We start from the raw sequence: 25,125 nt of genomic DNA on the forward strand, positions 1-25,125 counted from the left end.
CTATAAACAGCCAAACCCAGCCGATAAATGGAGCAAAAACCAAAATTACCCCAACAGCCCACCTGCTACACGAACCCAACAACTTTTATAACCGCTGGATCTAACTGAATTTTTTTACACAGTTCTTTCAATTTTTCATTTTTTATTTTAGAGAATAAATTAAGTGATTAAAAAACCCTAGTTTAAAGACATCAATTGTTCTCGGTCTTTCTCTAAAAAATTAATTCATGATAATCTTCACTATGCGCATCTTGTGAATACTAGTTCCAATTAATAATCTAGAAAAGCGTTTATTCATCTGCGAAAGATGTACAGGCTGTATTTTAATGTTTTGAATTATGCTGGTATTTACTGGCGTAAACCATCCGTTTGGTTGCAATTAAGGATTGTATTAATTATAGAAGAAGGGAATTAATTCAAACGGTCTAATTCATCTGCATTAGAATCCCTTCTTTTAGCTTTTTTACTTAAACCAAGCTCATAAGTACAAGAGATTCTGAAGCTCCTATTATCAGCTTTAATTACAGAATAGATCGGCGATATTGTATTAGGTATAGAATTGTAGGTTGGATTTCCCGTGTAAAATATATCCGACGCATTAATCCCTACATGTAGATGCTTATCCAAAAACATTCTCTTTATTCCAAGGTCAATTGTGTAAACTGTAGAAGCGTTAAAAATGTAGGTTCTGGTAGGTGCTTTATACTTTAAATCGAAAGACCCTATAAAAGTCTTTTTACCATTCAAATATAGTAAGTTATTGCTTTGGAATGTGGCACTGACGATATTGTTTCGTAGATTATTTCCTCCTGGTCCAATTGAGTTTTCGTATCTGATAAAACCAGTTAAAACGTTGTTAGCGTTCCACCATTCAGTAATTTTTATTGGTAAAATTGCGTACACTCCTGCCGTTCCTTCTTTTCCAACATTTCTTCGTGTATAATTAACTAACCCTGTTAAAGGATCAATGAAAGGGGTTTGTAAGAAAGAGTTATTAACCCCTTGATAAAATAGTGTCAGGATATATTTTTGATGCATCGTATAGGCCAATTCAAAATTGTTACTAAATGAAGGCTGCAATGACGGATTTCCTTCTGCATATTGGTAGGCATTGAAATAATATCTAAAAGGATTATACTCCGAAAATCCCGGTCGGCTGATTCTTTTTCCGTAACTAAAACTGATTATATTTGAATTTTTCAAAGCGTGCTGAATATAGAGGCTGGGGAAAACTTTAAAATATGTTGTTTTATTGACTTGATTATATTGCACAGAATTACCTTCCAGATGAGTGTTCTCAGCGCGTAGCCCTAGCTTAAACTCAATTCTTTTAATAGAAAACGTTGAGGAAGTATATGCGGCCTGGGTATTCTCAGCATATAAAAATTGATTACTTCTGGTATTATCGATTATAAATTCGCTGCCAATGCTTCTGTAATAACTAAAGTTATTGTCAATGTCTATAAAAGAGCTTTTCCACCCAAAATTAAATTTTATTTTTTTAAATGTCTGCTCGTAATCAGCAGTGGCTGTAAACACATGAATATTCTGAGGTGAGGTACTTCTATCATTTACAGTTTCACCTGTTGTAGTAAAATCTGAGAAATAGTTGACCCCGCGAAGTTCCTGGTCCTTGGCCTGATCATATAATAAATAGTTGGCCGCTATTTCTAAAGCCTTTCCTTCTTTAAGATCCGATCTGTAATAAATATTGAAATCATGGATATCGGTTTGCTGATCAATTATATTTGTCGAAAGCAGGAATGAATCTTGCACACTTGCTTTATTATATATATCCGTTCTGGCTTTTGCATTTTCCAGTCGATCCATAAAAGATCCGGTATAGTTTAATGAAAGCACATTTGCTTTATTGATTTTAAAACTTATCGCTGAATTGAAATTTAACCTGTTTATATCTTGGTTTCGAATATTTGTTTGATACCAGTCCTGATTTGTATATTGGATAATCGAGTTTTCAGATGGTCTTGATTTCCCTTTTCTATAACTCAAGCCAGCGTTAAAGTCTATTAACTTAAAACTGCCGTTTATGCTTCCGTTGATTTCACTGCTCCCATAATAGTTTTGTTGATAAACAGATCCAATATTCCCATACATGGTTTTCGATTTTTGCTTGCTTGTAACGATATTCAGAAGGCCAGAATTTCCTTCGGCATCATACTTTGCAGGTGGGCTTGTGATCACTTCAATCTTTGAAATTGTATTTATCGGAATAGTTTTTAAATAATTGTACAAATCCTGTCCGCTTAGATTTACAAGTCTTCCATTAACCATTACCCTTGCTCCACTTTTACCTATGATATTTATTTCATCATTATCAATACTAACCAAAGGAGTACTTCTTAAAATGTCTGTAGCAGCTGCACCCATTAATGCCGGATTATCCGTTACATTATAAACCAGTCTATCTATCTTCCTTTCTATTAGAGGTCTGGAACTGGTAATTGTAACATTTCGCAACTCAATGTTTTGCGATGTCAAATTTACATTAATCAAGGTGTCACTATTTACTTTAAGGTTTTGAATTCTTAGTTTATAACCAGTCAACGAGAAACCAATATTATAAGTTTTAGGGTCTATGTTAATTAGCTTAAAATTGCCAAGGCTATCACTTACAGTCGTCTGTACAGTGAGAAGTTCATGTTTTAAAATTACCGTTACCAGCTCTATGGGATTATTTGTTACGGAATCTTTTATTTTACCGCTAATTGTATATTGAGCAAATGCATTGTTATTAAAAATAAAAAGAATCGCTATTATAAATAGCTTTTTCAAGTTGGAGTATATATGTTTAATAATGTAATTCAAATTCTTTTTATCAAATTGTAATCAACTGTAAAATTGAAATCAAGTATCCTGAAATTAAAAAAATAATCTGCGGTATTGAAAACACATAATCATAATAATGTACAGATATTAAGTGGTCGCTACCACCATTTGATTGGTTATATTAACTGAAAAAGCTCTGTTTAATACATTTATTTTAATCAACAATCTTTTCTTTCCGTTTTTTTGTAAAATAATGCCTTCCAAGCCTGAGAATTGCCCCACGCTAATTAGCACTTTCATTCCCTGAGTAAAGAAATCTTCGGTTGAAATCCCTTCACAGCGTGTTAGTATTTGTTTAAATGCTAGGACTTCTTTTTCTCTGATAACCACGGTTTTTTTTTGAATAGAAACGAACCTTACTACACCCTTTATTGAAAGCAGCATTCCAAGCATATTCGCTTCTGCCTTTACAAAGATATAACTTGGAAAAAGTGGCACCTGCATTTTTTTCTTTCTATCACTCCATTGTTTAATAATTGATTGTAGAGGTAAAAATGTTTCTATTCCTATGGCGTCAATAGCTGCCTTTACTTTGCGTTCTGACTGTGGCATTGTATAAATTACATGCCATTTTTTCTCATTTAGCTTTGCGTTCATGTGAGATGCGTTGTTAAGAACAATATGTTTTTATAGTATCGTCAATGTCCTATTTTAGAGTATTATCGTGTCAGCGCAAAGCTTCGCTGATAATAAATCACATAAACCTTGTGATTTATTTGAAACGTTCTGTTCTTAATTAAAACTAAAAACTAAGTAAATAAAAATATACAAGAAAAATGCTGATTCCAATTATTTTACGCTAATGATTGAAATTTCGTGGTGAACAGTGCATTTTTTGTGGTGAATGATAATTTGAATTATATACTTGCTAATGGCTATAGCAAAGCCGTCATCAGTATTATTCATATTATGCAGATTAGAACCCATTTAATGTTTCTGCTGGATATAGTATTATAGAAAAAAATAATTCTATTATATAGATTAGTATAATGATTCTTTTAAGACAACCAAATGTTATAGCGTAAAATCTAACTTAAATACAATGACGAAATGTATTGATAATGAGAATTCAGGGTGTTTGATAGTTTTTTATAACACGGGGTTTGGAGCTCCGCTTTCATTTTACTATCCATATGAAATATTGGAGGGAACATCTTGTGAGATTAGTGCTGATAGAGGCCGGATCAGTAAGGCTGATGCTGTTGTGTTCCATCTCCCGGATATGGGGGATATTTCTCATATAAATAAACGGCCTGGTCAAATGTGGATTTTATGGTGCCAGGAGTGTGATCAGAATTATCCAGAGATGCTTGACAAGAATGCGATGTCGCAATTCGATATAAGAATGACATATCATTTGGATTCAGATGTTAATCATAGCTATCTTGATCCTAAATTTCGCCAAACTTTTCGTGGGCCTGTTTCTACTAAATCATCCGACATGCTTGTAAGTATGTTTATATCAAGCTCAATGAACAAAAGTGGCCGCCTGGGGTATATCAGAGAGCTAATTAAGCATATCAAAGTGGATTCCTACGGGAAAATGCTCAGAAATAAAAAGTTAAGCTCAGATACGGGACGTAAATCTAAAATAGAAACAATAGCCAAATATAAGTTTTTTTTGGCATTTGAAAATGCTTGTGGAACAGACTATGTAACAGAGAAGTTTTATGATGCGTTTGAAGCTGGAACTGTTCCTGTTTATATGGGTGCAGATAATATTGAGGACTTATCCCCTGGGGAACATTGCTATATTAATGTAAATGATTTCGCAAATCCAGCCGCTTTGGCTTCGTATTTAAAAAAGCTTAATGAAGATGAATTAGCATATAATGCCTATTTTGAATGGAAAAAACATCCTTTTAAAGAGCCGTTCAATACCCTAATCAATGATTCGGATATTTCTTTATTTCATAGATTGTATAAAGTAATTAAAGAAAGAAAGAATATTCTCATTTTCTGAGTGTCAATCTAAAATGATCGACAGTTTGAATAACACCCTATTGAAACAAAAAAAATAAAAACAGATTTTCGCCTATTTCTCCTTATATTTATATAGGTATTGCAAGCCTGTTGGCTTGGTGTTGTAAGGGGTTTCCTATGGTTCCTCCCCCATCCAACCCCTTCACAATACCCACTTAAAAACCATTGAAACTGCACCTCATATTAAACAGAACATGGGGAAATTTGAAGATGGCATCTTTGGAATATTCAAAGGCCGCATAGGAAACCTGGTCAGCTATCAGCTGAAAGGAAAAAACGTGATCAGAAGAATTGGTAAAACCAATAAACCACCCAGCTTAAAACAGCTGACTGCCCGGCAAAAAATGAAAGTAACGGCTGATTTTTTAAAGCCCTTACTACCTTTCATTAACGTTGGTTTTGAAATGTCCGTAGCTGGCACAGACCGGCATCCGCACAATGAAGCCACAGCCTACATTTACAAGAATGCCCTGCAAGGTGATTATCCAAACATCAGCATCGATTACAGCAAGGTCTTGCTGAGCCAGGGCTCATTGGAGCCTGCAATCAATCCGCAAGCACGCTTAAGCAGCCATACCCTAAGCATTACCTGGGAGGTAAGCCCCGAAATGAACTGGGGCATTAAAAACGACCGGACAATGCTCCTTGTATATTGCCCGGAATTACATAAGGCAATCTACGTACTAAGCGGTGCAACAAGGATTACCGGGCAGGATGAAATAGAACTGCCGGCAAATTATCTGGGACGAGAAATACATTTATATATTGCTTTTAGGGCGAGTAATGGCAAAAATATCAGCAACAGTGTTTGGTTGATTGAATGATCACTATTTATCTATTCTGAACCAATCGAAATCTGCATAGCCACCGGTGCGCACATCAGGTTCACTTATACAAAACAAGCCTATTTTAGCACCGATCCATTTATCTGGCTGGGCTTTAAAAGAAATTCCTATAGGTTTAAAATTGGTACCATCTTCACTATAACTGAATGTACAAAGCGCGTCCGGAGCGGATAGCTTTACCCTTAAATAAACTTCAGCTCCGGCTATCGCCTTTTCCTCGATCTGGCTTTCCGAAGCGCCATTCAAAGCTTCTTTACAAAGTACCTGGCTTACTTTATATCCTTTTTCATTTTTTGATATGGATAAGTAAGCATAATCATTTCCCATAACCAGCAATCCGGCTTTTTTACCTTGCCATACATCCCATTCGGTACTAAACTTAACTTTTGTGGTGGCGGTAAAATCAGGTGCAGGCAGTTTTTGCAGCAGCAAATTTGGTGCAGGCCATAAGTTTAAGGCATCCTTTGGACCGGGATAGGCGAACAGGCGCAAGTAACCCGAATTTCTGAGTTGAGCACTCCACTGTATCTTTTCATTGGCATGCCACTGCCATTGCAACCCAGGTTCATCATCATCAAACTCATCGCTCTCTGCCGGGGTAACTAAAGGATAAACCTTACCTACATCCGGCTTTTTAAACGAAAGTACAGGCTCACCTTTACCATCGCCGTCCGGGTCCGATCCGATTACCGGCCAGTTCTTTACCCATTTTACAGGCTGCAAATGTAAAATACGCCCGTAAGCAAACTTGTCCTGAAAGTGCAGGAACCAGTCTTCTCCTTTCTGCGTGCGCAGCAATGCCCCCTGGTGTGGCCCGTTTATGGTCGTTTTTCCCTGGTCCATAACAACCTTTTCCTCGTATGGTCCGTAAATATTTTTCGACCGCAAAACCAGTTGCCAGCCCGTAGCTACACCGCCGGCCGGAGCAAACAGGTAATAATAACCGTTGCGTTTATAAAACTTGGGGCCCTCTACTGTATGGTGCCTTTCATGGCCATCAAACACGTGCCTGCCTTTTCCGGTAACCTGAGTACCTTCGCTGTTCATTGGATAAATGGTTAACAAGCTATTTACCCCTGCCCTGCTGCCTGCCCAGGCAATTGCCAGGTATGCTTTGCCATCGTCATCCCAGAAAGCACTGGGGTCTATCAACCCTTTTCCGGCCATTACCAGCTCAGGCTTGCTCCATTCCCCTGCAGGATCTTTGGCTTTTACCATAAAAATACCAAAATCCGGATCAGGATAATAGATGCGGTATGCTCCATTATGGAAAATAATGCTGGGTGCCCAAACACCTTTACCGTGTTGCGGGACGTTGTATAGTGTTTCCGGTTCTTGTTTTTTTAAGGCATGGTTAATTAACCTCCAGTTTACCAGGTCTTTGGAATGCAAAATAGGCAAGCCCGGAATACAGTTAAAGCTGGAGGCGGTCATATAATAATCGTCACCTACCCTAATGGCATCGGGATCTGAATAATCAGCATAAAGTATCGGATTTTTATAGGTGCCGTTGCCTTGATCTGCTACCCAAACCTTGCTGATCCCTTGTGAAAAAACAGGGAGTACGGGGCTTAAAAAGGTTAAACAAAGAAACAAGGTATCAAATATCTTCGTCATATTATTTAAACAGGAAATAGTGTACTGGAATGACAGTAAAAAACTGATTATATACTCTTAATGATGAAAATTATTATAAATGTGGAGAATTACACCAGATGGTTTTCAATCCTGGTCATCTGGACTTCCAACTCATTTACAGCCCTTTGCATCATTAACAGCTCCTGTTTTGTAGTTTTGTAGCCATTAATTTTAAAGATATTCATCAGCCCCATAATGTTTGTAACAGGGGCCCGAAAATGATGTGAATGGATATAAGCTATACTCTCCAATGAATAATACTGGGCAACAATCTTATTTTCGTTGGCTACTTTCTCGGTAATGTCAACGGCATTGTACGACATGCCTAAAATATTTCCGTCACAATCCCATGCAGGTTCATAATTCAGGAACCATAAAATCCTTTCACCCCCATATTTAAACTCCTGTTCCATACGTACGGGTACGCCATCAAGCGCCTTGACATAGTTTTCCATAAAACTGGCTACCTGATCTTTATGTATTAACCTGGATGCTTTTGTCCCAACCTTTATATTGATTTTACAATGCTTCTTTATAAAATTTACGGCTGCCCTGTTATAATCAATCACCCGTAGGTCCGTATCTATCAGCAAATGGATCACGCTTGAACTCTCAAAAAATGAACGCAGTTTATTTTTTGAGCTTTTCGCTTCGTTCTTTAAATCTGTTATTTCCTGAAGCGCATTATTTATATCCCTTTGCATAGTAGCCTATTAGTCCAACAACCTATTGTACAACGGATATAGGCAGTATATGTTTGATTTAAATTTTACAAGTGAACCAAGGCAGATTAAACAGCTGCCACAATGTCCAGCCAGGGCATTAAGCAACCCGGATATTTCATTGTATAATTAGTGTTTTACTTTATAGAATTTATAGCCAAAAAGGAAAATCACTATGTAACAGATGATCGGGGCATAATAAGCATACGCAATTCCTGCACTATCTGCAAGTGCTCCCATGATAAAAGGAAAAAATGCTCCCCCAACCACACCCATTGATAAGAACGAGGCGGCTTGTTGTGTACGGGCGCCCAGATTTTTAAGCCCAAGGCTGAATATCGTTGGGAACATGATACTGAAAAAGAAATTAATCATCAGTAAAGCAATGAAAGATGGCCAGCCCAGGCTTTGTGCTACGATGATACACATCAGGATATTACCCAATGCAAATGAAGCCAGCAATTTGTTTGGTGCAATTATCCGCATCAAAAAGGTACCGATAAAACGACCGGCAAGCATCATCCCCATAAACAACACCATGTAGTTCCCGGCTTCCTTATCCGTAAAGCCCATTTTTTCATGTCCGTAATTGATGAAAAAAGCCCATGTTCCGGCCTGCGCAGCTACGTTGAAGAACTGAGCGGCAACCGCCCAGACGAAATGTTTATGATCAAACAGTTTTTTATCCGGGGCCACATCGATATTTACCGCATCAGCGTCTGCTGCAACGGCATGGGGATCTGTTGTAGCTGGCACTTTTACAAACGAAAAAGAGACAGCAACCAGCAAAATTACCAGGCCAATTACAGCATAAAGTACCTTAACAGAAGTAAGATCTGTACTACCCTGCACATGCTTGCCAAACAAAAAGTAACTTCCTATTGCCGGGCCCAGCATTGCACCAACTGCATTAAAGGACTGGGCAAAATTAATGCGCTGATCGCTCGTACGCTGGTCACCCAGCGAAGCCACAAATGGATGTGCAACGGTTTCAAGGGTTGATAGTCCACATCCTACAATAAACAATGCGACACCGAAAAAGGCAAAGGAAGAAATATTGGCTGCCGGAATAAAGAGAAAGGCTCCGGTGGCAAAAAGCGATAGTCCTAAAAGTACTCCTTTTTTATAACCAAAACGCTTCATAAATAAACCGGCTGGTATACCCATTACTGCATAAGCACCAAAAACTGCAAACTGCACAAAGGCCGATTGTGATTTGGAAAGGCTCATGGTTTGCTGAAAATGTTTGTTCAGTACGTCGGCCATTGTAATGGCAATGCCCCAGAACATAAAAAGGGAGGTGACAAAGACAAGGGTGATTATAAATTTCTTGTCGGTAAAGGCAGCTTTGGTTGTTGATTCGCTCATTTTATTTTATCAGGTTTATTTGGTTGATCTGTTACTTGGCTGCAGCCAGATGGATTGCCCGCCTGAAGCCTTTAATTTAATTTCCAGCACGGTGCCTGCGTTTACTTGTCTGGTTTCAATTCCCACTTTAGTAGCCGTATTCATTTTATCGTTATCACTGTAAATCTTAGCAAGATAAGTTTTTCCTTTCGGTAAAAAATCAAATTTTAATTTTATAGTTCTAGCTGCTGTATTGGTAATTGTACCCAGGAACCATTGGTTCCCGTTTCTCCTGGCAACGCTTACAAATTCGCCGGTAGTTCCCTGCAATATCTTTGTTTCGTCCCAGCTGGCCGGTATTTTATCCCAGAATTCCAGTTCGGGTTCATTCTGGTAAAAAGAGGGCTTATCATACCAGTAAAGGGTTTGTATCGGACTAAAATAAATAGCCGCCAATGCCAGCTGATGGCCATGGGTAGTTTTAATGCGTTTATCAAAGTAACAAATGGTGTAATCTGCAGCACCTGCAAGGTAACGGGTAAAAGGCATAACGGTATTGTTAGTGGCATCAGGCATTTCTTCGTTGCCTCTGATCCCTTCTGAAGTCATCAGGTTTGGCCAGGTACGTTGCTCACCTGTCGGTCGCCAGTCGTCGTGAACATTTACCATAATCTGATTGGCCGCCGCCTGTTGTATGGCTTTTTCCAGCCAGGTAGTCCAGCGATGAGAACCAGACTGCACAAAACCAAATTTCACACCTGCCACCCCCCATTTTTTATAAATGGAAAACAAACTGTCACTTTGCATCAATAAGGCTTGCTGGTTCACATACAGCCATACACCAACCCCTTTTTCTTTTCCGTATTTTATAATGGCAGGAAGGTCAAAATCTTTAATGGCCACTTTTGAAGCATCAGCACTGAAGCTAAAAGCAGGACCATACCATTTCCAGTCGAACAGGATATATTGCAGGTTGCGTGCAACAGCAAAATCAATGTTTTCCAAAGCATCTTTGGTGGTCTGCGACATTACCCTGATGATCTTTCCAGGCTTGATCCAGCTTTCATCTTTTATTTTTGAGGGTTCATTCAGGTTCAGGATCAGGTGATTGTTTTCAGCAAGCTGTGCAGGGCTTTCGGCCACCATAATTACCCGCCATGGAGTAGCAAAAGGGGAGATGAGATCAGCGGGTGTGAACATCGCGGTTTGTATGGTATTAGGCTTTGTTTTACTCAGTTTGAACTTGGTACGTGCATAATCTACCATTTGTGCTTCGGCCAAAACGGCATGCAGACCGTTGGGCAATTCCAACGTTAAAGGCCGTTCGGCTTCGCGCTCCCAATTGCTTAAAGGCAGTTTTTCATAAGGTGCCTGAGCCCATTTGGCCACCCAGGCCTTTGTTCCTTCCGGCAAACTGAATTCGGTATTTTCAGCAATTATACGATAATAAGTCCCTTTTTCATTTTCAGGAAAAAAGAAACGAAAAGCTATACCATCATTATAAGCCCTAAGCTCAATATTCATTAAGTAAATTGGATTGTCATCTTTAACGGTTTCAATTGTTGCCGCGTTAAAATGGTCACGAATAGTCTCTTTTTCCCCGTACACTGGCTTCCAGGAGGCATCTTTAGTAGAAGTCATGATTTTTTTAACCTGCAGGTTCTCGAACCATCGCTGGTGTTTATCTACAGGAAGAGCCATTGCACTTTCAGATAAATGGTTGTCCAGCTGAAGTTCCATTACTGATTCGGAGATGACAACCTTATTTTTATAGCTTACCTGGTAATAAAGGGTTCTTTTACCAGCAGGATCACTTTTCTGATAAAATTTAAGCGCTGTATTTTTGTCCGGAGAAAGCAATATGCTTTCTGTTCCTTTTATTATACCCTGCGCAAATGAAAGGTTACAGCTTATTAAAACAAGAAAAAGGCTTTTGAATAATCGGGTCATGTTTTCGGATTAATTTGTTGAAAGGGATGTTGAATAAATGCTTACTCCATTCTGAAGCTTTTTAAGTCGCAATAACGCCTCGATGTAATAATAATCGGCATATATAATTGAGGCATCTATTTCCGAGCCATTGGGTTTATGCCCCGTTGAGTGCAAAAGAAAGGCACTGTTCTTTTCCCGGCTTTGGTATTGCGCAGAGGATAAAGAGGTCAACATCTGTTCAGCTTTTTTCCGATATGTTTTTGCTTTAGTCTTGTTCCTGCTTAATGTTGAAAGTTCCAACAGTGCAGAAGCAACAACACCGGCAGCTGAAGCATCACGGGGTGCATTCGGAATGGCGGGATCATTAAAGTCCCAATAAGGAACCAGATCAGCCGGCAGATCTTTTAAATATACATCTGTCACCTTCTCTGCAAAATCCAAAAATACAGGGTCTTTAGTTTCCCTATAGCATACGGTATAACCATATATTGCCCATGACTGTCCCCTGGCCCACATGGAATTATCAGCATATCCCTGATGGGTTACCGCTTTTATTTTTTTCCCTGTTTGCTTATCGTAAACCACCGCATGATAGGAGGTATAATCTGGCCTAAAATGGTTTTTCATGGTAGTTTTGGCATGTGAGACCGCTATGTCGTAAAGCCTTTTACTGCCACCATTTTTTGAAGCCCAGAACAACATTTCCAGGTTAATCATATTGTCAATAATGGTATTGTGTTGGGGCCATTCCATATTGGGTACCGGTCGTGGCCAGGATAAGATCGTGCCTACCTTAGGATTGAATAAGGTGGCCAAAGTATCTGCAGCAGCGAGTATGATCTTCTTATATCCAGGGTTCTTTGTTAAACGGTAACCATTGCCAAAGCTGTTGAAGATTTGAAAGCCAAGGTCGTGGTCAAACGCTTTCATCATAGAAAGTGGTGTAAGTTCACGCGAAAATTTGTCGGCCGCTGTTTTAAACTTTTGTTCTTGAGTACCTTCGTAGGCATACCACAATATTCCAGGCCAGAAACCACTGCACCAATCTTTATAACCGATGTAATTCCATTTCTTTTTGCCCTGAGCAATGTTACGGGGAATATTGATCCCATTTACAGGAATTGATTTAAGGGTTTTATCAGCTTGAACTGCACAATAAGCTATTGCTTTTGAAGTATTTACCTGGGCATTCCCAATACAAAAAATAAATAAAAGAATTGCAGTTAAAAACAGGCTTCGGAAAATGGTCATGATCAGTTAAATGTGTTTTACCTTAATGACAGTAAAAAGCCGATTATATACTCACATTTCCTTTATTACTTTTAAAAATAGCAGTTATTTTAAGTTCCAGTATACCACATACCTTTCCCTGTGGATGTCATAAAGCGGACGTAATACCACTCCCTCCTTTAATGTTTTAAATGTAAGTGGCTTTCCCATTACCGGTTGTATCGCTTCACTTAAATTGTGTTTCTTTAATGTAAGTGAAGTAACGATTCCTGATGGCACCCTATAGTCATAGGTATAATAGTCATTGTATAATTCAGGATTCGAGAAAGGTGCGGGGGCTTTCATATCAGATCTGCCCATCTCTCCCGCCAAAACAATAGGCCCGTAAGCTATTGCAGCTACGTCAGGATCATCATTGGTAGGTACCGCCTGTAAAGCCATTGGATAATTTACTTCTACCCGATCGCCGGCTTTCCATTTTCTACTGATGAGTATATAACTGCCCGGTTTTTGTTTTACTGGCACTATTTTACCGTTCAATTTCAAAACTACACCATGGGTTGCCCATGAGGGATACCTGAGCTGTAAACCTACAGGTGTGGCCGGACTTTGAAGAATACTAAACTTTATTGTTCCCGTTTCAGGGAAATTGCTTTCCAGTTTCAACTTAAAACCCTTTTCTTTCCAATCCAGTTCTGAGGCAATAAACAGGTTTACATATATGTCATTTTCTGTATGATAATAAATAGCTTCCCCATATTTAGCCTGGTTTTCGAAACCACTGCCTACACAACACCAGAATGAACTATCGAGCGTGCTGTAAACTTTGTGTGCCCCGGGAAGCATAGGCAGAAAGTAAGAGATCATGCCTGATTCCGGGTCTTGCTGACCTAAAATGTGATTGTATAATGCTTTTTCATAATAGTCTGCATATTTGATATCAGCTGTATGCGTAAACAAATGTCGGCTTAACTTAAGCATATTGTATACGTTACAGCTTTCGCCGGTATACCCGGTTAAATGGGCCGACTGGTTATTCGGTTTAAAGAATTTTTCTTTATCACTATTACTTCCCGTAGCAAATGAATGATGATCGTTAACTGTTTGCCAAAAGAAACCAGCTGTTTTATCTCCATCACCCTTACCTTCTATTTCATAATCGCGGCTGAGCCCTATCAATTTAGGAATATAAGTATTGGCATGTTTCTTCTCCAGAATATCTTTGCCCTCCTTTAGCGGATCCAGCATTTCATTGTGATAAAAGAATTCTGCCAGCCATTTAGCCTCAGGATTACCTGTAATCGCGTAAAGGTTATAAAATGATTCATTGATCCCTCCAAACTCGTTGCGTAGCATAAGGCTGCGTTGTTGCGGACCAACTACCTGCAATTTTTGATAGGCCCAGGCGGCCATTTTTTTTACAATTTCAAGAGCCAGTTTGTTGTTGCAATACAGATACTGGTCAATTAATCCACTGTAAATTTTATGCAGGGTATACCAGGGCGCCCAAACCCTTTTGCCTTCCATATTTCTATTGATCAGCTCCTGAGGAAAAGCACTCAGATAACCGTTCTGATTCAATACCTGCTGTACTTCTGCCAGTCCGGTTACCAGACTATCCGCTTTAACCTTGTATTGCTCATCCCCGGTTGAGGCATACATTAAAGCCAGGCCCGATAAAATATGCCCGGTAGAATGCCCGCGCAATTCGCAGTCAAGCGATTCCCAGCCTGCAAGCTTTTTAATTTCAAAATAACCACCTTCATTGGCATCATATATCCCTGCATTGGTTCTAAAACTATGTAACAGGCGTTTAGCAGCTATGCCTGCCAGCCATTTTTGCTCGCGCTCCATGTTTTGCTTAAAACGGCCGTCCAGCAATCTGACAGCATCCAGATCAAAACTGTATACAGCAGGTTTTAATTTATCTTCAATGGCAAACTTGCCTTTATGCTGGCCAGGATAGTGCGACTGGGCGTACAGCAGTGTGGGAACAGCCCAAATCAGCAAACAGTATATCAATTTAATTCTGTATATCCTCATCAATTTAATCTTTTATTGCTGTACAATTATCATGGCCAGGCCACCTTTTGCTTTTACTTCAAATGAAAAGCGGTCTGCTTTTTTTACGGGAACTGTTCGCTTTGAAATGCTACCATCCGGCGAATCCTCATAGATGGTGGCTGTATATTTTTTCCCTGCACTAAGGAAATCAAGGATGATATCACCTTTCCAATCCTGAAAACCGGCCGCATTACCCACAAACCATGTTGTACCTTTGCGACGGGCAACGCTGATACTTTCGCCTATTTCACCTTTCAGATATTTTGATTCATCCCAAGTTGTAGGTACTTCCCTGAAAAATTCTATTTCATCCCAATTGGTATAATCTGTAGGTTTTCCATACCAGAATATAGCTTGCAGGGGACTAAAGTAAACAACAGTAAGCGCAAGCTGCTGGGCCTTGCTGACTTTGATGTTTTTACTAAAACTATTTTTAGGATTAGGAAAGCAGAAGGTAAAATCAGCGGCGCCTGCCAAAAACCGGGTATAAGGCAAAACTGTGGTATGGAAAGCATCAGGGCTATTTTCATCCCCTCTTATACCTTCCTGTGTTAACAATGCCGGAAATGTTCTGCTCAGTCCGGTTGGTTTATAGTTATCATGGATATTTAGCATTAGTCCCTGATCATTTACCTTTCTGATTGCTGAACTTAACCAGGTGAGTCCCTTTTGACTGAAACCATCTATAAATCCAAACTTTATACCCGCTACGCCCCAGTTTTTATATAAGGGTAAAATTTGATCCAGGTAATTTTGCAGACCAATATAGTTTACATACAAAATAACCCCAATACCATTTTCTTTTCCATATTGAATTACTTTTTGCAAGTCTATTTCCGGAATAGCCACGCGGGGATCGGATGAGCTTGCCCGCTCGGGGCCATACCAGCCCGCGTCAAACATAATATGCTTGAAATTCATTTTCCTGGCAAAATCTATGCAATCTAATCCACTCTGTGTGTTCAATTGTGCCCTGATCAGTTTTCCTGGCACAATACTTTCAGGTACCTTTACTGCTGAAGCCGGGTTTAATTTTAAATAAAGATCACTGTATTGGTGTAAGCCTATAGCGGTATTGGAAAAACTTACCGTTCGCCATGGTGTTTCAAAAGCACCAGAGAACTTCAGTTCCATATCCCGGGGAAAAACGATTTTGAGTGAATTGGAACTTTCTCCTTTGGCAATTTCTGCCTTGGTATAATTAAGGTTAGCCGCTTCACCAATGCTCATGTAAAATTTACCATTTGTTAGCGTAGCCGGAAAATCGCAGCTGGTAGCCAAAGAATCAATGTCAGTAGGTGTAAATATAGATTCATGATGATACTGATAGATTTTGTAAGGCTGGTTAAAGTTAAAGGCGGTAAGCTCGCGTTTAACCACAAAATCACTGATATCCCGCTGCGCGGGCAAAATATACCTGAATGCGATAGCACCGTTAAATACCCTGACCAAAAGGTTATATTTAATAGTTCCGGAAGTACAGCTCAGATTTAACTCATTGTAATTATTTTCCACAAATTCATTTTCTCCTAAAGTCCATTCGAATTTTTCTGTATGTTTTTGTTGAGTAGCACTTGTAATCAGGGCTTGCCGACCGATTGTAACCTTATTGAGTTCCAGTCCTAGTTCAGACCAGCCAGTGATGGCCTGCCCGTTATAACTGAGCATGTATTTCAAATCACCATTTGTAGCTGTATTGACGGTAACTGCTGTCAATTGATCAGGTGAAGTTACTTTGTAGGGTGGCTTAGTCTGGGAAAAAGTATTCCATCCTATACAGGATAAAGACAATGCAAGAAATAATGTAAAAAAGTGGTGGACTTTGTTCAGGATCATGATACGGATAGGTTAACTTATTTATTTTCTGAATTATTGAACAGTAATGTTCCGAAGGCAGGCTGGTCCCTGTCATACCCCTCAGGTCTGATTTTATCAATCACCTGCTTTGTAAATGGCATTATTAAACCTTTACGCTGAACATAATGGTTGTAAACCATTTCATATACCGGAATAAACTTTCCCCTGCTGATGTCTGAAATTTTAGTCCAGGTGCTGTATTTACCTGTAACATCTTTCCAAACTACATACGGGACATCATCATTTCCGAGATTGTATTTGGCTACATACTCAAATCCTTTCAGCAACCTGTTGTCCAGCGCCTGATAGAGATCGTCTCCCTGGTTCCATGCGATTTCACAAATTGATGCAAGCGCTCCCAAACCGAGTTGCGAATGCCCCTGATCGCGGCCGCTCTCCTGGATCTGCCCTGTGTCATTGATGTAATTTTTTATCGTTCCATTGTCATTGCCATTGTTATAAAAATCAATGGCTTTATTGTACATCTTTTCGTTATTAAAATAGATTGCAGCTCCAATGTACATGCGGGTTACTATTGCACCCCAGTTTCCATTTGTATAAGCTTTTACTTGATAAAAGGCCTCACAAACCGGAAGAAACACCTTAGTGATCATCTTATTGATCTTTGTGATCTGCTCTTTTTTAATGCCGCTATTGGAATGCACCAGGATTTCCATTGCATTGACAATTTTTGAGCCTTCCAGACCGGCAAGCAATGGGGCATCATTGGTTGGGGGGATTATTTTTAAAACATCTGCATACGCTTCCAGCACTTGTATCGCTTTTTTTGCATGATCTTTGTTCCCTGTAACCATCCACATCAGTGCATTTAAATAGGCCGCGCTAAAGTCCATCTCCATTTTGCTTTTGGTAAAGCTAAATTCACCATCACGGGAAATAGTTTGATACGGACCGTTCAACCGATAGGATGAACTTGCGCAAGGGTGTGCAGACAGTAAGAGGTATGACCCATATCCAGGCAATGTTTTATTTTTTACCACATCCTGCATCCTGTTTAATGAAGTCTGGGAATGTAAAACTCCGGGATGTACAAAAGTACGCTGCCCCCGGGCACAGATTGCAGCTAAAAATAAAAGTAAAAATATTTGATTTTTCACGTACTGGAATTAATTTATATTGAGATTATCCCCATTCATATCGATATGACAATAGAAATTGATTTATATACTCAATTGCCAGCGCTTCAGGTGCACTAAAAATTTTTTACCTGCATCCAGATCTCTTCATTTACAGGTATCCCCTTTTCTTCATTTTCCAATCGGGTCTGTAAGGTACGCTCGCCCGGATAGCTTACCTGTCCGCCCGCTTTAACGGCCTCACTATTTTTTGTATAAGCAAGCACCTCTGCAATCAGCGCATCATGCATGTCTGGCTGCCGGATGGCAATAAAACATTGGGACACCCCTGTTTCATCGGCCTGAGCCGATATTTTTCCGGTTGAATTGCCGCCACTAAGCGCTACGGCCAATAAATCCAGCACCAGGGACAGGCCGGAACCTTTCCAGAAACCAATTGGCAGGGCCAGTTTTGTTTTACGGATCACTGCAGGATCTGTACTTAAATTTCCCTGTTCATCATATCCTCCGGGAAAGGGTAAGGCTTCGTTCTTTAATTCATATTCCTGCATTTTACCATAGGAAAATTGCGACATGGCCATATCGAGCACCACATGCCCTTCTTTCCTTGGTATTGCGATTACGAGGGGATTATTGCCCAACACCGGATCTTTACCACCCCAGGCAGGCATATTGGCGGTAGCATTGGTAAAACATATACCTATGCAACCAGCATCTGCAGCCTGCCAGCCATAAGTTCCACCACGCATCCAATGGTTGGTATTTTTGATGGCCACACAACCAATTCCATTTATTTTTGCCAGTTCGACAGCGCGGGCCATGCAATGGCTGGCATTTGACATACCTGGTGCAAAATTCCCGACCCAACGCTCTATTGCTCCATTTCTTTCCAGTAAGGCAGGCAAGGCATTTGCCTTTATCAGCCCTTTTTGCACCAGCTTTACAAAAACAGGAAACCTGTTTAATCCATGAGAATAAACACCATCCCTGCTGTTGGCGGCAAATACCAGGGCACAGCTATCGGCAGTTTCCGGCGGAAATGATAATTTTAACAATACTCTTTTAAATTCGGCCTTAAGCTCCTGAAATGGTATACGCATATCGATAAAATGAAGATTTGGCTTAAAAAGGTCTTGCACTATCGTCCAGAATCCTATCCCATTCCGGATGTCTTTTAAGATAGGCTGCCACCAGGGGGCACAAAGGGATAAGCTTATAACCGTTCTCTTCAATATACGACAAGGTTTTTTCTATTACGGCAGTAGCAGCTCCTTTACCCTGCAATTCGGTAGGCGACTCGGTATGGATTAGCCAGATCTTTTGCCCATGTTCTTTATAATCAATAAATGTGGTATAGTCGCCAACCTTCAGTTCAAAGCGTTTATCTACCGAATTTTTTACCAGTGGCAGGTTTACATATTCTTCATTCATAAGAAATTATTTAAGGTGCTGATTCCAGACCCTAATTTACCTGAATAATATGTAAGAACTTAATTAAAAATCAAATTTAACCCTGGCCCGGATTCCCCATGAAGAAACGTTTGGATGGTCCAGGTAACTGAAACGTTTTACGGCATCAACTCTTAACACCTTAAAGATATTTCCTACACCAACACTACCTTCCATGTACGGGCCATTGTCCAGTGCATTGGTAATCTGTATACCATCGCTATTGCGTACAAACTGCATGGCATCTGTATTTTTGGCGGGGTTATTTTCATTGCGCAGGCCGCCATATAAAGCTTTAAAGGACATCACTTCCCTTAACTTTAAATGTTGCAGCAAAGGGATTTTATTAAAGAAGAAACCATTAAAATTCTGGTCTATATTGATACTTGCATAATGGTCACTTACAAACTCCAGAAAGTTCATCAGGTTATACGATTGCAACTGGTAAGCATAAGTCTGATTGGCGCGGTGGATAGACAACAGCGGGAAAGGTAATTTGCCCACATCATATCCACCTTCAACTGTTACATCGGTATAGCCCAATTGCGATAAATAAAAACGTTTATCGATGCTACCCATAAAATTGTGGTAGTTATACTCACCGCCTAAAACACCTTTCAGGCCTGCAGTATAACGCAGGTTAAATATCGGATACTTATCAACCAGTGGCGTGCGGTAAACCTTACCCTGGTAAAATTTTTCGTGCGGCGCATACCTTAAGTTCACACTGATCTCGGATGTATTGATCTGGTTGGTTCTTGAAAACAGTGTTTGCGCCGAGTTGTTAAAATATAAAGAACCTGCTGGTGTCTGGCTCCATTTACGTAAGCCAAGGCTATAGGAGAAGTGATTTTCAAATTCATGGACATAATCAAGCCTGTAAAAATCATTGTACAGCATCATGTTGTTCTCCCCCCTTTTAAAGGAAAGCAAAAAGTTATCTTCCTGTACAAACTGCAGCTCCTGTCCGGGAATTTTGGTATCCCGCTGGAAACTGGCGCGCACATAGTTTTGAGGGAAAGCATAAATTGACTTGTTGTTTAAGGAATAGGTCCCGCTCAGGAAATACTTCCATTTCAGATCCTCAAAGCCATAGGCTGCGTAAGTTTCAAAATAATAGCGCTTGCTTAAAGCAGTTGTGGTACGGCCACCTAAACGCAAACGAAAGCCCTCAACACTGTTAAAACTATAAAAGGTATTTACCGGCCCCATTTCAAAAGGACCAAAATCTTTATATCCCGCAAAAAACAGTGTTACAATATCCATAGTTCGTTTAAACGATGGAATGCTTTGCAGGGTATCGAGATTACGGTACACTTTAGCACTGGTGGTGCTCAGCGCCTCAGGACGGTTACTGGTCCAGAACTGCTCAGATTTCTTTTTCGCATCCGGTACCACAACCAGGGCAGCCGAGCCTTTGTATACGCTATCGGCTATCGGCTCATTTATTTTGTAATCTTTATAGGTAACGGTCCTTTCGCCTGTAAAACCAGCCCCGCTTTTCTTGGTGATGCCAAAATCAACAATCAGGTTGCTCTTACTTAAGTGGTAACGTTTGTCCGTATTCTGTTCAAATTCAAGCTTGGCCTCCAAAGCCCGTACAAAATTCAGGTTAATGTTTTTATTTACGGTTAAAAAAGCGTTCTGGACTGCATAATTTCCATCCATGGTTACATACAGCTTACCTTCAAACAAAAGGTCCATCTTGTTTCTGGGTGTAAACGAAAGTTCAATCAGCTGGGGCTGTTGTGTACGGATGGTATCGGTAATAAAAAATTTGTAAAAACCAGGTGCGCCATCAGCAATCGGGCTTAGCAGCAGGTTGCTTACTACAGAGATATTGTTGTCATAAATATCAATATCCTGGTACATCCTGTCGAAATAAGAACTTAAACCCTGGTTGTCTATAAAACGCTCATCGAAGTTCACCTGCTTATCGGCTATGACCACAGTTTTTAACTTCTCCGGATTTTTGCGAAAATAGTTATCAGAAAGCTTTTCCTGCTGAAACACCGGAAGCATATTTTTGCCACCTATTTTTGTAGAATCCTGTTCCTGAAAAAGGAACTGATAATTACGGAATATCCTTTTGTTCTTAAATTTCTCCGAAAGGTTGCTCATAGAGAACAACATTCTTTCATATTTCTGATAAGCTACATAATCATAGCTTTCCATGCGGTTTTTCGGTTTATTGGCAATTACCTTACGGATCAGTTCAACTGCAGGGTTCTCTTTATTGCGGTAAGGGGGCTTCTTGCCACCTTTGATCACTACCTCATTCATCTGCATGGCTTCATTTTGCAGCTGTACATTAATGGTTTGGGCCTGCCCCGGCTTAATGGTTTTAACCTGGGTTTTATAACCTATATAACTGAATTTAAGCTGGGTATAATTGCCACTAATGGTAATATTATACTTTCCATCGGCATCTGTGCGCCCTCCTTTTCCACTTCCGGTAATGATAAAAGATGCATAAGGAATGGTTTCTTTAGTGCTGGCGTCTGTAACCGTTCCGCTAACAGCCGTTTGCTGTGCATAAGATTGAAAACCAGGTATAACCATAGCTAACAAAATAATAAACCTGACTGTTATTGAACGAAGAAACATGTATACAAATTAATATTGTGCTGCCTAAAAAAAATTAAGCACAGCAAAGTTAATACTCAACTTCTGAATATCCGCGTAAAAAAGTCAGGGTAAAGCCAATAATTAAATGTTATGACACGAAAATGAAAAAACTGAATATAGGCGATTGATTTTTATGGATTTACAGGGCTAGAAACTGACTGATATTAGCTTGTACATGGTCGTTTTTTTTATGCTCTCCCCAATTCAGCTGAAGGGCCCTGATTTTTACACCGTTTCTTTCAAGCAGCAATTCTTCGTAAAAACCCTTGTAATAAACATCTTTCACTTCAAATCTCCTGCTGTTCCAGGAGCTCTTCAATTCTACCCATTCCGGATAAAACACGGCATGCCCATCAGGGATATCCAATCCCAATATTGAAGCATCTGTGGCATCCAGTACCACAGCATTGCCCAACAGCCGGGCTGTATAAATGTGATCGGGATGGTTATAAACCTGGCTGGGCTGACCTGATTGTAACAAAGCTCCGTCTTTTAAAATAAGCAACTCGTCTGCCAGAAAGAGGCCATCTGCCGGATCATGGGATACCATAATTACCGTAACACCTGTTTCTGCAGCTACCCGCTTAATGTCGGCACGCAACTGGTTTTTAAGCAAAGCATCAACCTGACTAAAAGGTTCATCCAGTAACAAAACTGAAGTATCGCTTACCATGGCTTTAGCAATGGCCACGCGCTGCTGTTCGCCGCCACTCAATTGGGTAATCTTTTTATCTTTCAGATGTTCAATGTGCAGATGCTGCAACATTTCCATAGTTTTGGCTTGTTTGGCCTGCACATCGGTATTGGATAGCATGGACGCTACATTGTCATAAACCTTAGCATATATATTCAATGAAAAATCCTGGGTAACCATTTTCATCTCCTTATGGCCCGGGATGAGTTGTTCATCAGGTCCCAAGATACGCTTTCCTTTGAAAGAAACTTCCCCTCCATCTACCCTTAGCAAACCATAGATGCACTTCAACAGTGTAGATTTTCCACTGCCGCTTTCACCCAGAATGGCTACAACATTTCCTTTTTTAACCTCAAAACTAATGTTACTGATACCGCCCGCTTGTTCGGTTTGATATTGTTTACTAAGATTTTTAACACTAATGATTTGCTCTTCCACGGGATAAAGATATTGTATTAATTTAACCCCAGTGTTATTCCGAATGACATATTCTTTAACCCTTTTTGTGGTGCACTATCAAACATATCGCTAAAATAATATTTAGTAAAAATTCCAAGTGCCCCATAACCTACGCGCAATGATCCGCCCAAACGCACTTTTTCGAAATTATAATCGTCCCTGAATTTCTGTTTACCGTTCTCTTTACTTATTTGTTTTACTTTTCCATTGAGCAGGAAGCCTATATCCGGTCCGACAACAAAATAGAACCTTTTACCACGGTCATTCTCATTGGTACGGAACTGGAAACCCATTGGTATATGGGCATAAAAACTGGAAAATCTGTTTTTAGAAAATTCGATACCCGTTTCCGGATCATATTCCAATGTAGGGGTGTTTCTTCTTATCGTAATGTCCCTTTTTAGTCGGATCATTGTCCAGTCTAACCCAGCAGCCAGATATATTTTAAAATTTGAATTGAACCGGTATCCGTAGTCCAGCACATCAAAAGAGAAGGTACTGGTTTTAAATGCCTTATAGTCCAGAAAATCATTTGCCGGTGACAGGCTAAAGCTTCCGTTGTCAATAAGCCTGCTGAAACCAAGATCAATACGTGTAAGTGTAATACCACCCACAAAACGGCCCTTCCGGTTGGCTAATGTTTTGACACTATCCTGTTGCGCAAATAAATTTAATGAGGTGGCCATAATAAGGCTGCTAATTAAAACTGCGGTTGAGCATAGACGTTTCATACTATAAAGATAGATTAATTTTAGGAATCGTGTTTTTTCCGGTAATGTTTATACCATTTTACTGCAGCCATGATAACCACAGCAAAAATGATCAGACCAATGAGGCCGTATATCCAGTCTACAGCATTTTTTAAGATCACTGTAAATACAATGGCGACCAGTAAAATGGTGGCCACTTCATTCCACAAACGCAGCTTAAAGGAACTCATTTTACAGGTACCCAGCTTTAGCTGTTTCATGATACGCTGACAAATAAAGTGGTAAATGAGCAGTAAAACTACAAAGCTAAGTTTTACATGCATCCAGGGCATTTGCAGCAATGCTGGTCTGATGCAAAGCATGGTGATACCGGCCAGCACTGTTAATACCATGGCCGGTGTAGTGATGATGTACCAGAGCTTGCGCTCCATTTTTTCATACTCTTTTTGGAGAATGGCTTTCTCCATTTCGGACCTGTCGTTGGCCTCGGTATGGTAAATGAACAAACGTACACTATAAAACAACCCCGCCATCCAGCTTACCATAAAGATGATATGAACAGAAAGGACGTAATAGTAGTATTTATCCATAGTAAACTTAGTATTTAAACTCCTTAATTACTTCTATTGCATATTTTACGTTGTCGAAAGGAATATCAGGCATAATACCATGACCTAAGTTAAAAATAAAACCGTTTTGTCCGCGCATGCGCTCAAATAGTCTGAGGATTTCTTTTTTAATGACAGGTTTATCCGCATATAAAATATGCGGATCAAGGTTACCCTGTACAGCGATACCTGCAGGCAAACTGTTTTTAATATTTAAAAGATCCGCGTTCCAGTCTACCGAAATCACATCTGGTTTAGCTTCAGCCATAATCGGGGCAAATACCGAACTGCCTTTGCAGAAAGAGATCACTGGGATGTCTTTTCTGTTCAGGTTGGCAATAATTTCCTGGATGTAGCGGTGCGAAAATTCCTGATAATCGTTCCATGACAGGGCCAATGCCCAACTGTCAAAGATCTGAATGGCATTTACACCTGCTGCAATTTGCAGGTTCAGGTAATCGGCAGTAACCTTAGCAATTTTAGCCAATAGTTTATGTGCTACTTCCGGCTGGTTGTGCATCAGCAATTTGGTCAGCTTAAAATCTTTGGAAGAACCACCTTCAACGAGGTAGCTCATTACTGTAAATGGTGCTCCGGCGAAACCAATTAAAGGAATACTACCATTTAAACGTTGCTGGATCACTTTGATCGCATCAGCCACATATTGCAGCCTGTCGAGCACATCTACTTCTAAAGCCTCCACATCTTTAAGTGTACGCACCGGGTTAGCAAATTTAGGGCCTATACCTTGCGTAAAGCTCAGGTCTCCACCCATAGCTTCACCTGTTACCAGGATGTCCGAAAACAAAATAGCGGCATCAATCCCAAGCAAATCAACCGGAAGCATCGTTACATCAGCAGCAATTTCCGGTGTTTTGCACATCTCCAGAAAAGAGTATTTGTTTTTAATTTCCCAATACTCCGGCATAAAACGGCCAGCCTGGCGCATCATCCACACTGGTGGGCGTTCTGTTTGCTTTGAAAATGCTGCATCTAAAAATAACGTGTTCATGTG

The 25,125-nt window shown here is 39.9% G+C and carries 19 protein-coding genes; 2 read left to right on the forward strand and 17 right to left on the reverse strand.

The window, feature by feature from the left end; all coding sequences use genetic code 11:
* Nucleotides 1-411: 411 nt before the first annotated feature.
* The gene (locus HDC92_RS21960; RefSeq protein ID WP_183877119.1) at nucleotides 412-2,793 is read right to left on the reverse strand and encodes an outer membrane beta-barrel family protein; all 2,382 of its coding nucleotides are present in this window, start codon (nucleotides 2,791-2,793) and stop codon (nucleotides 412-414) included.
* 141 nt (nucleotides 2,794-2,934) lie between these two features.
* Nucleotides 2,935-3,444, reverse strand: a complete 510-nt coding sequence (locus HDC92_RS21965; protein ID WP_183877120.1) for a UpxY family transcription antiterminator — start codon at nucleotides 3,442-3,444, stop codon at nucleotides 2,935-2,937.
* A gap of 445 nt (nucleotides 3,445-3,889) precedes the next feature.
* Here HDC92_RS21965 and HDC92_RS21970 point away from each other — a divergent pair, with 445 nt between their 5' ends.
* Both HDC92_RS21970 and HDC92_RS21975 read left to right on the forward strand, forming a co-directional pair.
* Nucleotides 3,890-4,810: a glycosyltransferase family 10 domain-containing protein gene (locus tag HDC92_RS21970; RefSeq protein ID WP_183877121.1), complete on the forward strand. Its 921-nt coding sequence runs from the start codon at nucleotides 3,890-3,892 to the stop codon at nucleotides 4,808-4,810.
* Nucleotides 4,811-5,024: 214 nt separating this feature from the next.
* A complete protein-coding gene (locus tag HDC92_RS21975) occupies nucleotides 5,025-5,654 on the forward strand; it encodes a DUF6266 family protein (RefSeq protein ID WP_183877122.1) in 630 nt (209 codons plus the stop codon).
* A gap of 3 nt (nucleotides 5,655-5,657) precedes the next feature.
* Here HDC92_RS21975 and HDC92_RS21980 read toward each other — a convergent pair whose 3' ends face one another.
* The 15 genes from HDC92_RS21980 to hemE all read right to left on the reverse strand — a co-directional run bounded on the left by HDC92_RS21980 (nucleotide 5,658) and on the right by hemE (nucleotide 25,122).
* Nucleotides 5,658-7,292: a glycoside hydrolase 43 family protein gene (locus tag HDC92_RS21980; protein ID WP_183877123.1), complete on the reverse strand. Its 1,635-nt coding sequence runs from the start codon at nucleotides 7,290-7,292 to the stop codon at nucleotides 5,658-5,660.
* Between the two features lie 89 nt (nucleotides 7,293-7,381).
* Nucleotides 7,382-8,017: a PAS domain-containing protein gene (locus tag HDC92_RS21985; RefSeq protein ID WP_183877124.1), complete on the reverse strand. Its 636-nt coding sequence runs from the start codon at nucleotides 8,015-8,017 to the stop codon at nucleotides 7,382-7,384.
* A 147-nt stretch (nucleotides 8,018-8,164) separates the two neighbouring features.
* Nucleotides 8,165-9,403, reverse strand: coding sequence for an L-fucose:H+ symporter permease (gene fucP / locus HDC92_RS21990; RefSeq protein WP_183877125.1), 1,239 nt, complete (start codon nucleotides 9,401-9,403; stop codon nucleotides 8,165-8,167).
* A gap of 15 nt (nucleotides 9,404-9,418) precedes the next feature.
* Nucleotides 9,419-11,332, reverse strand: a complete 1,914-nt coding sequence (locus HDC92_RS21995; protein ID WP_183877126.1) for a glycoside hydrolase family 97 protein — start codon at nucleotides 11,330-11,332, stop codon at nucleotides 9,419-9,421.
* A gap of 9 nt (nucleotides 11,333-11,341) precedes the next feature.
* Nucleotides 11,342-12,565, reverse strand: a complete 1,224-nt coding sequence (locus HDC92_RS22000) for a glycoside hydrolase family 88 protein (RefSeq protein ID WP_183877127.1) — start codon at nucleotides 12,563-12,565, stop codon at nucleotides 11,342-11,344.
* A gap of 84 nt (nucleotides 12,566-12,649) precedes the next feature.
* Nucleotides 12,650-14,587, reverse strand: a complete 1,938-nt coding sequence (locus HDC92_RS22005; protein ID WP_183877128.1) for a glycoside hydrolase family 127 protein — start codon at nucleotides 14,585-14,587, stop codon at nucleotides 12,650-12,652.
* A gap of 12 nt (nucleotides 14,588-14,599) precedes the next feature.
* Entirely contained in the window at nucleotides 14,600-16,444 is a 1,845-nt protein-coding gene (locus HDC92_RS22010; RefSeq protein WP_183877129.1) for a glycoside hydrolase family 97 protein, read from the reverse strand.
* A 17-nt stretch (nucleotides 16,445-16,461) separates the two neighbouring features.
* Nucleotides 16,462-17,583, reverse strand: a complete 1,122-nt coding sequence (locus HDC92_RS22015; RefSeq protein WP_221271002.1) for an alginate lyase family protein — start codon at nucleotides 17,581-17,583, stop codon at nucleotides 16,462-16,464.
* A 95-nt stretch (nucleotides 17,584-17,678) separates the two neighbouring features.
* The gene (gene yiaK / locus HDC92_RS22020) at nucleotides 17,679-18,662 is read right to left on the reverse strand and encodes a 3-dehydro-L-gulonate 2-dehydrogenase (protein ID WP_183877130.1); all 984 of its coding nucleotides are present in this window, start codon (nucleotides 18,660-18,662) and stop codon (nucleotides 17,679-17,681) included.
* A 22-nt stretch (nucleotides 18,663-18,684) separates the two neighbouring features.
* Nucleotides 18,685-18,993, reverse strand: a complete 309-nt coding sequence (locus HDC92_RS22025) for a GNAT family N-acetyltransferase (protein WP_015809241.1) — start codon at nucleotides 18,991-18,993, stop codon at nucleotides 18,685-18,687.
* Between the two features lie 63 nt (nucleotides 18,994-19,056).
* The gene (locus tag HDC92_RS22030) at nucleotides 19,057-21,573 is read right to left on the reverse strand and encodes a DUF5686 and carboxypeptidase-like regulatory domain-containing protein (RefSeq protein WP_255484640.1); all 2,517 of its coding nucleotides are present in this window, start codon (nucleotides 21,571-21,573) and stop codon (nucleotides 19,057-19,059) included.
* A gap of 205 nt (nucleotides 21,574-21,778) precedes the next feature.
* On the reverse strand, nucleotides 21,779-22,771 hold the full coding sequence (locus tag HDC92_RS22035; protein WP_183877132.1) for an ABC transporter ATP-binding protein: 993 nt from the start codon (nucleotides 22,769-22,771) through the stop codon (nucleotides 21,779-21,781).
* A 17-nt stretch (nucleotides 22,772-22,788) separates the two neighbouring features.
* Nucleotides 22,789-23,478 (reverse strand): outer membrane beta-barrel protein, encoded by a 690-nt coding sequence (locus HDC92_RS22040; RefSeq protein ID WP_183877133.1) that lies wholly within the window; start codon nucleotides 23,476-23,478, stop codon nucleotides 22,789-22,791.
* 65 nt (nucleotides 23,479-23,543) lie between these two features.
* Nucleotides 23,544-24,092, reverse strand: coding sequence for a protoporphyrinogen oxidase HemJ (hemJ, locus tag HDC92_RS22045; RefSeq protein ID WP_015809245.1), 549 nt, complete (start codon nucleotides 24,090-24,092; stop codon nucleotides 23,544-23,546).
* A gap of 7 nt (nucleotides 24,093-24,099) precedes the next feature.
* On the reverse strand, nucleotides 24,100-25,122 hold the full coding sequence (gene hemE / locus HDC92_RS22050; RefSeq protein WP_015809246.1) for a uroporphyrinogen decarboxylase: 1,023 nt from the start codon (nucleotides 25,120-25,122) through the stop codon (nucleotides 24,100-24,102).
* Between the last annotated feature and the right edge of the window lie 3 nt (nucleotides 25,123-25,125).

It is taken from the genome of Pedobacter sp. AK017 (genome assembly GCF_014200825.1).
Taxonomy (GTDB): domain Bacteria; phylum Bacteroidota; class Bacteroidia; order Sphingobacteriales; family Sphingobacteriaceae; genus Pedobacter; species Pedobacter heparinus.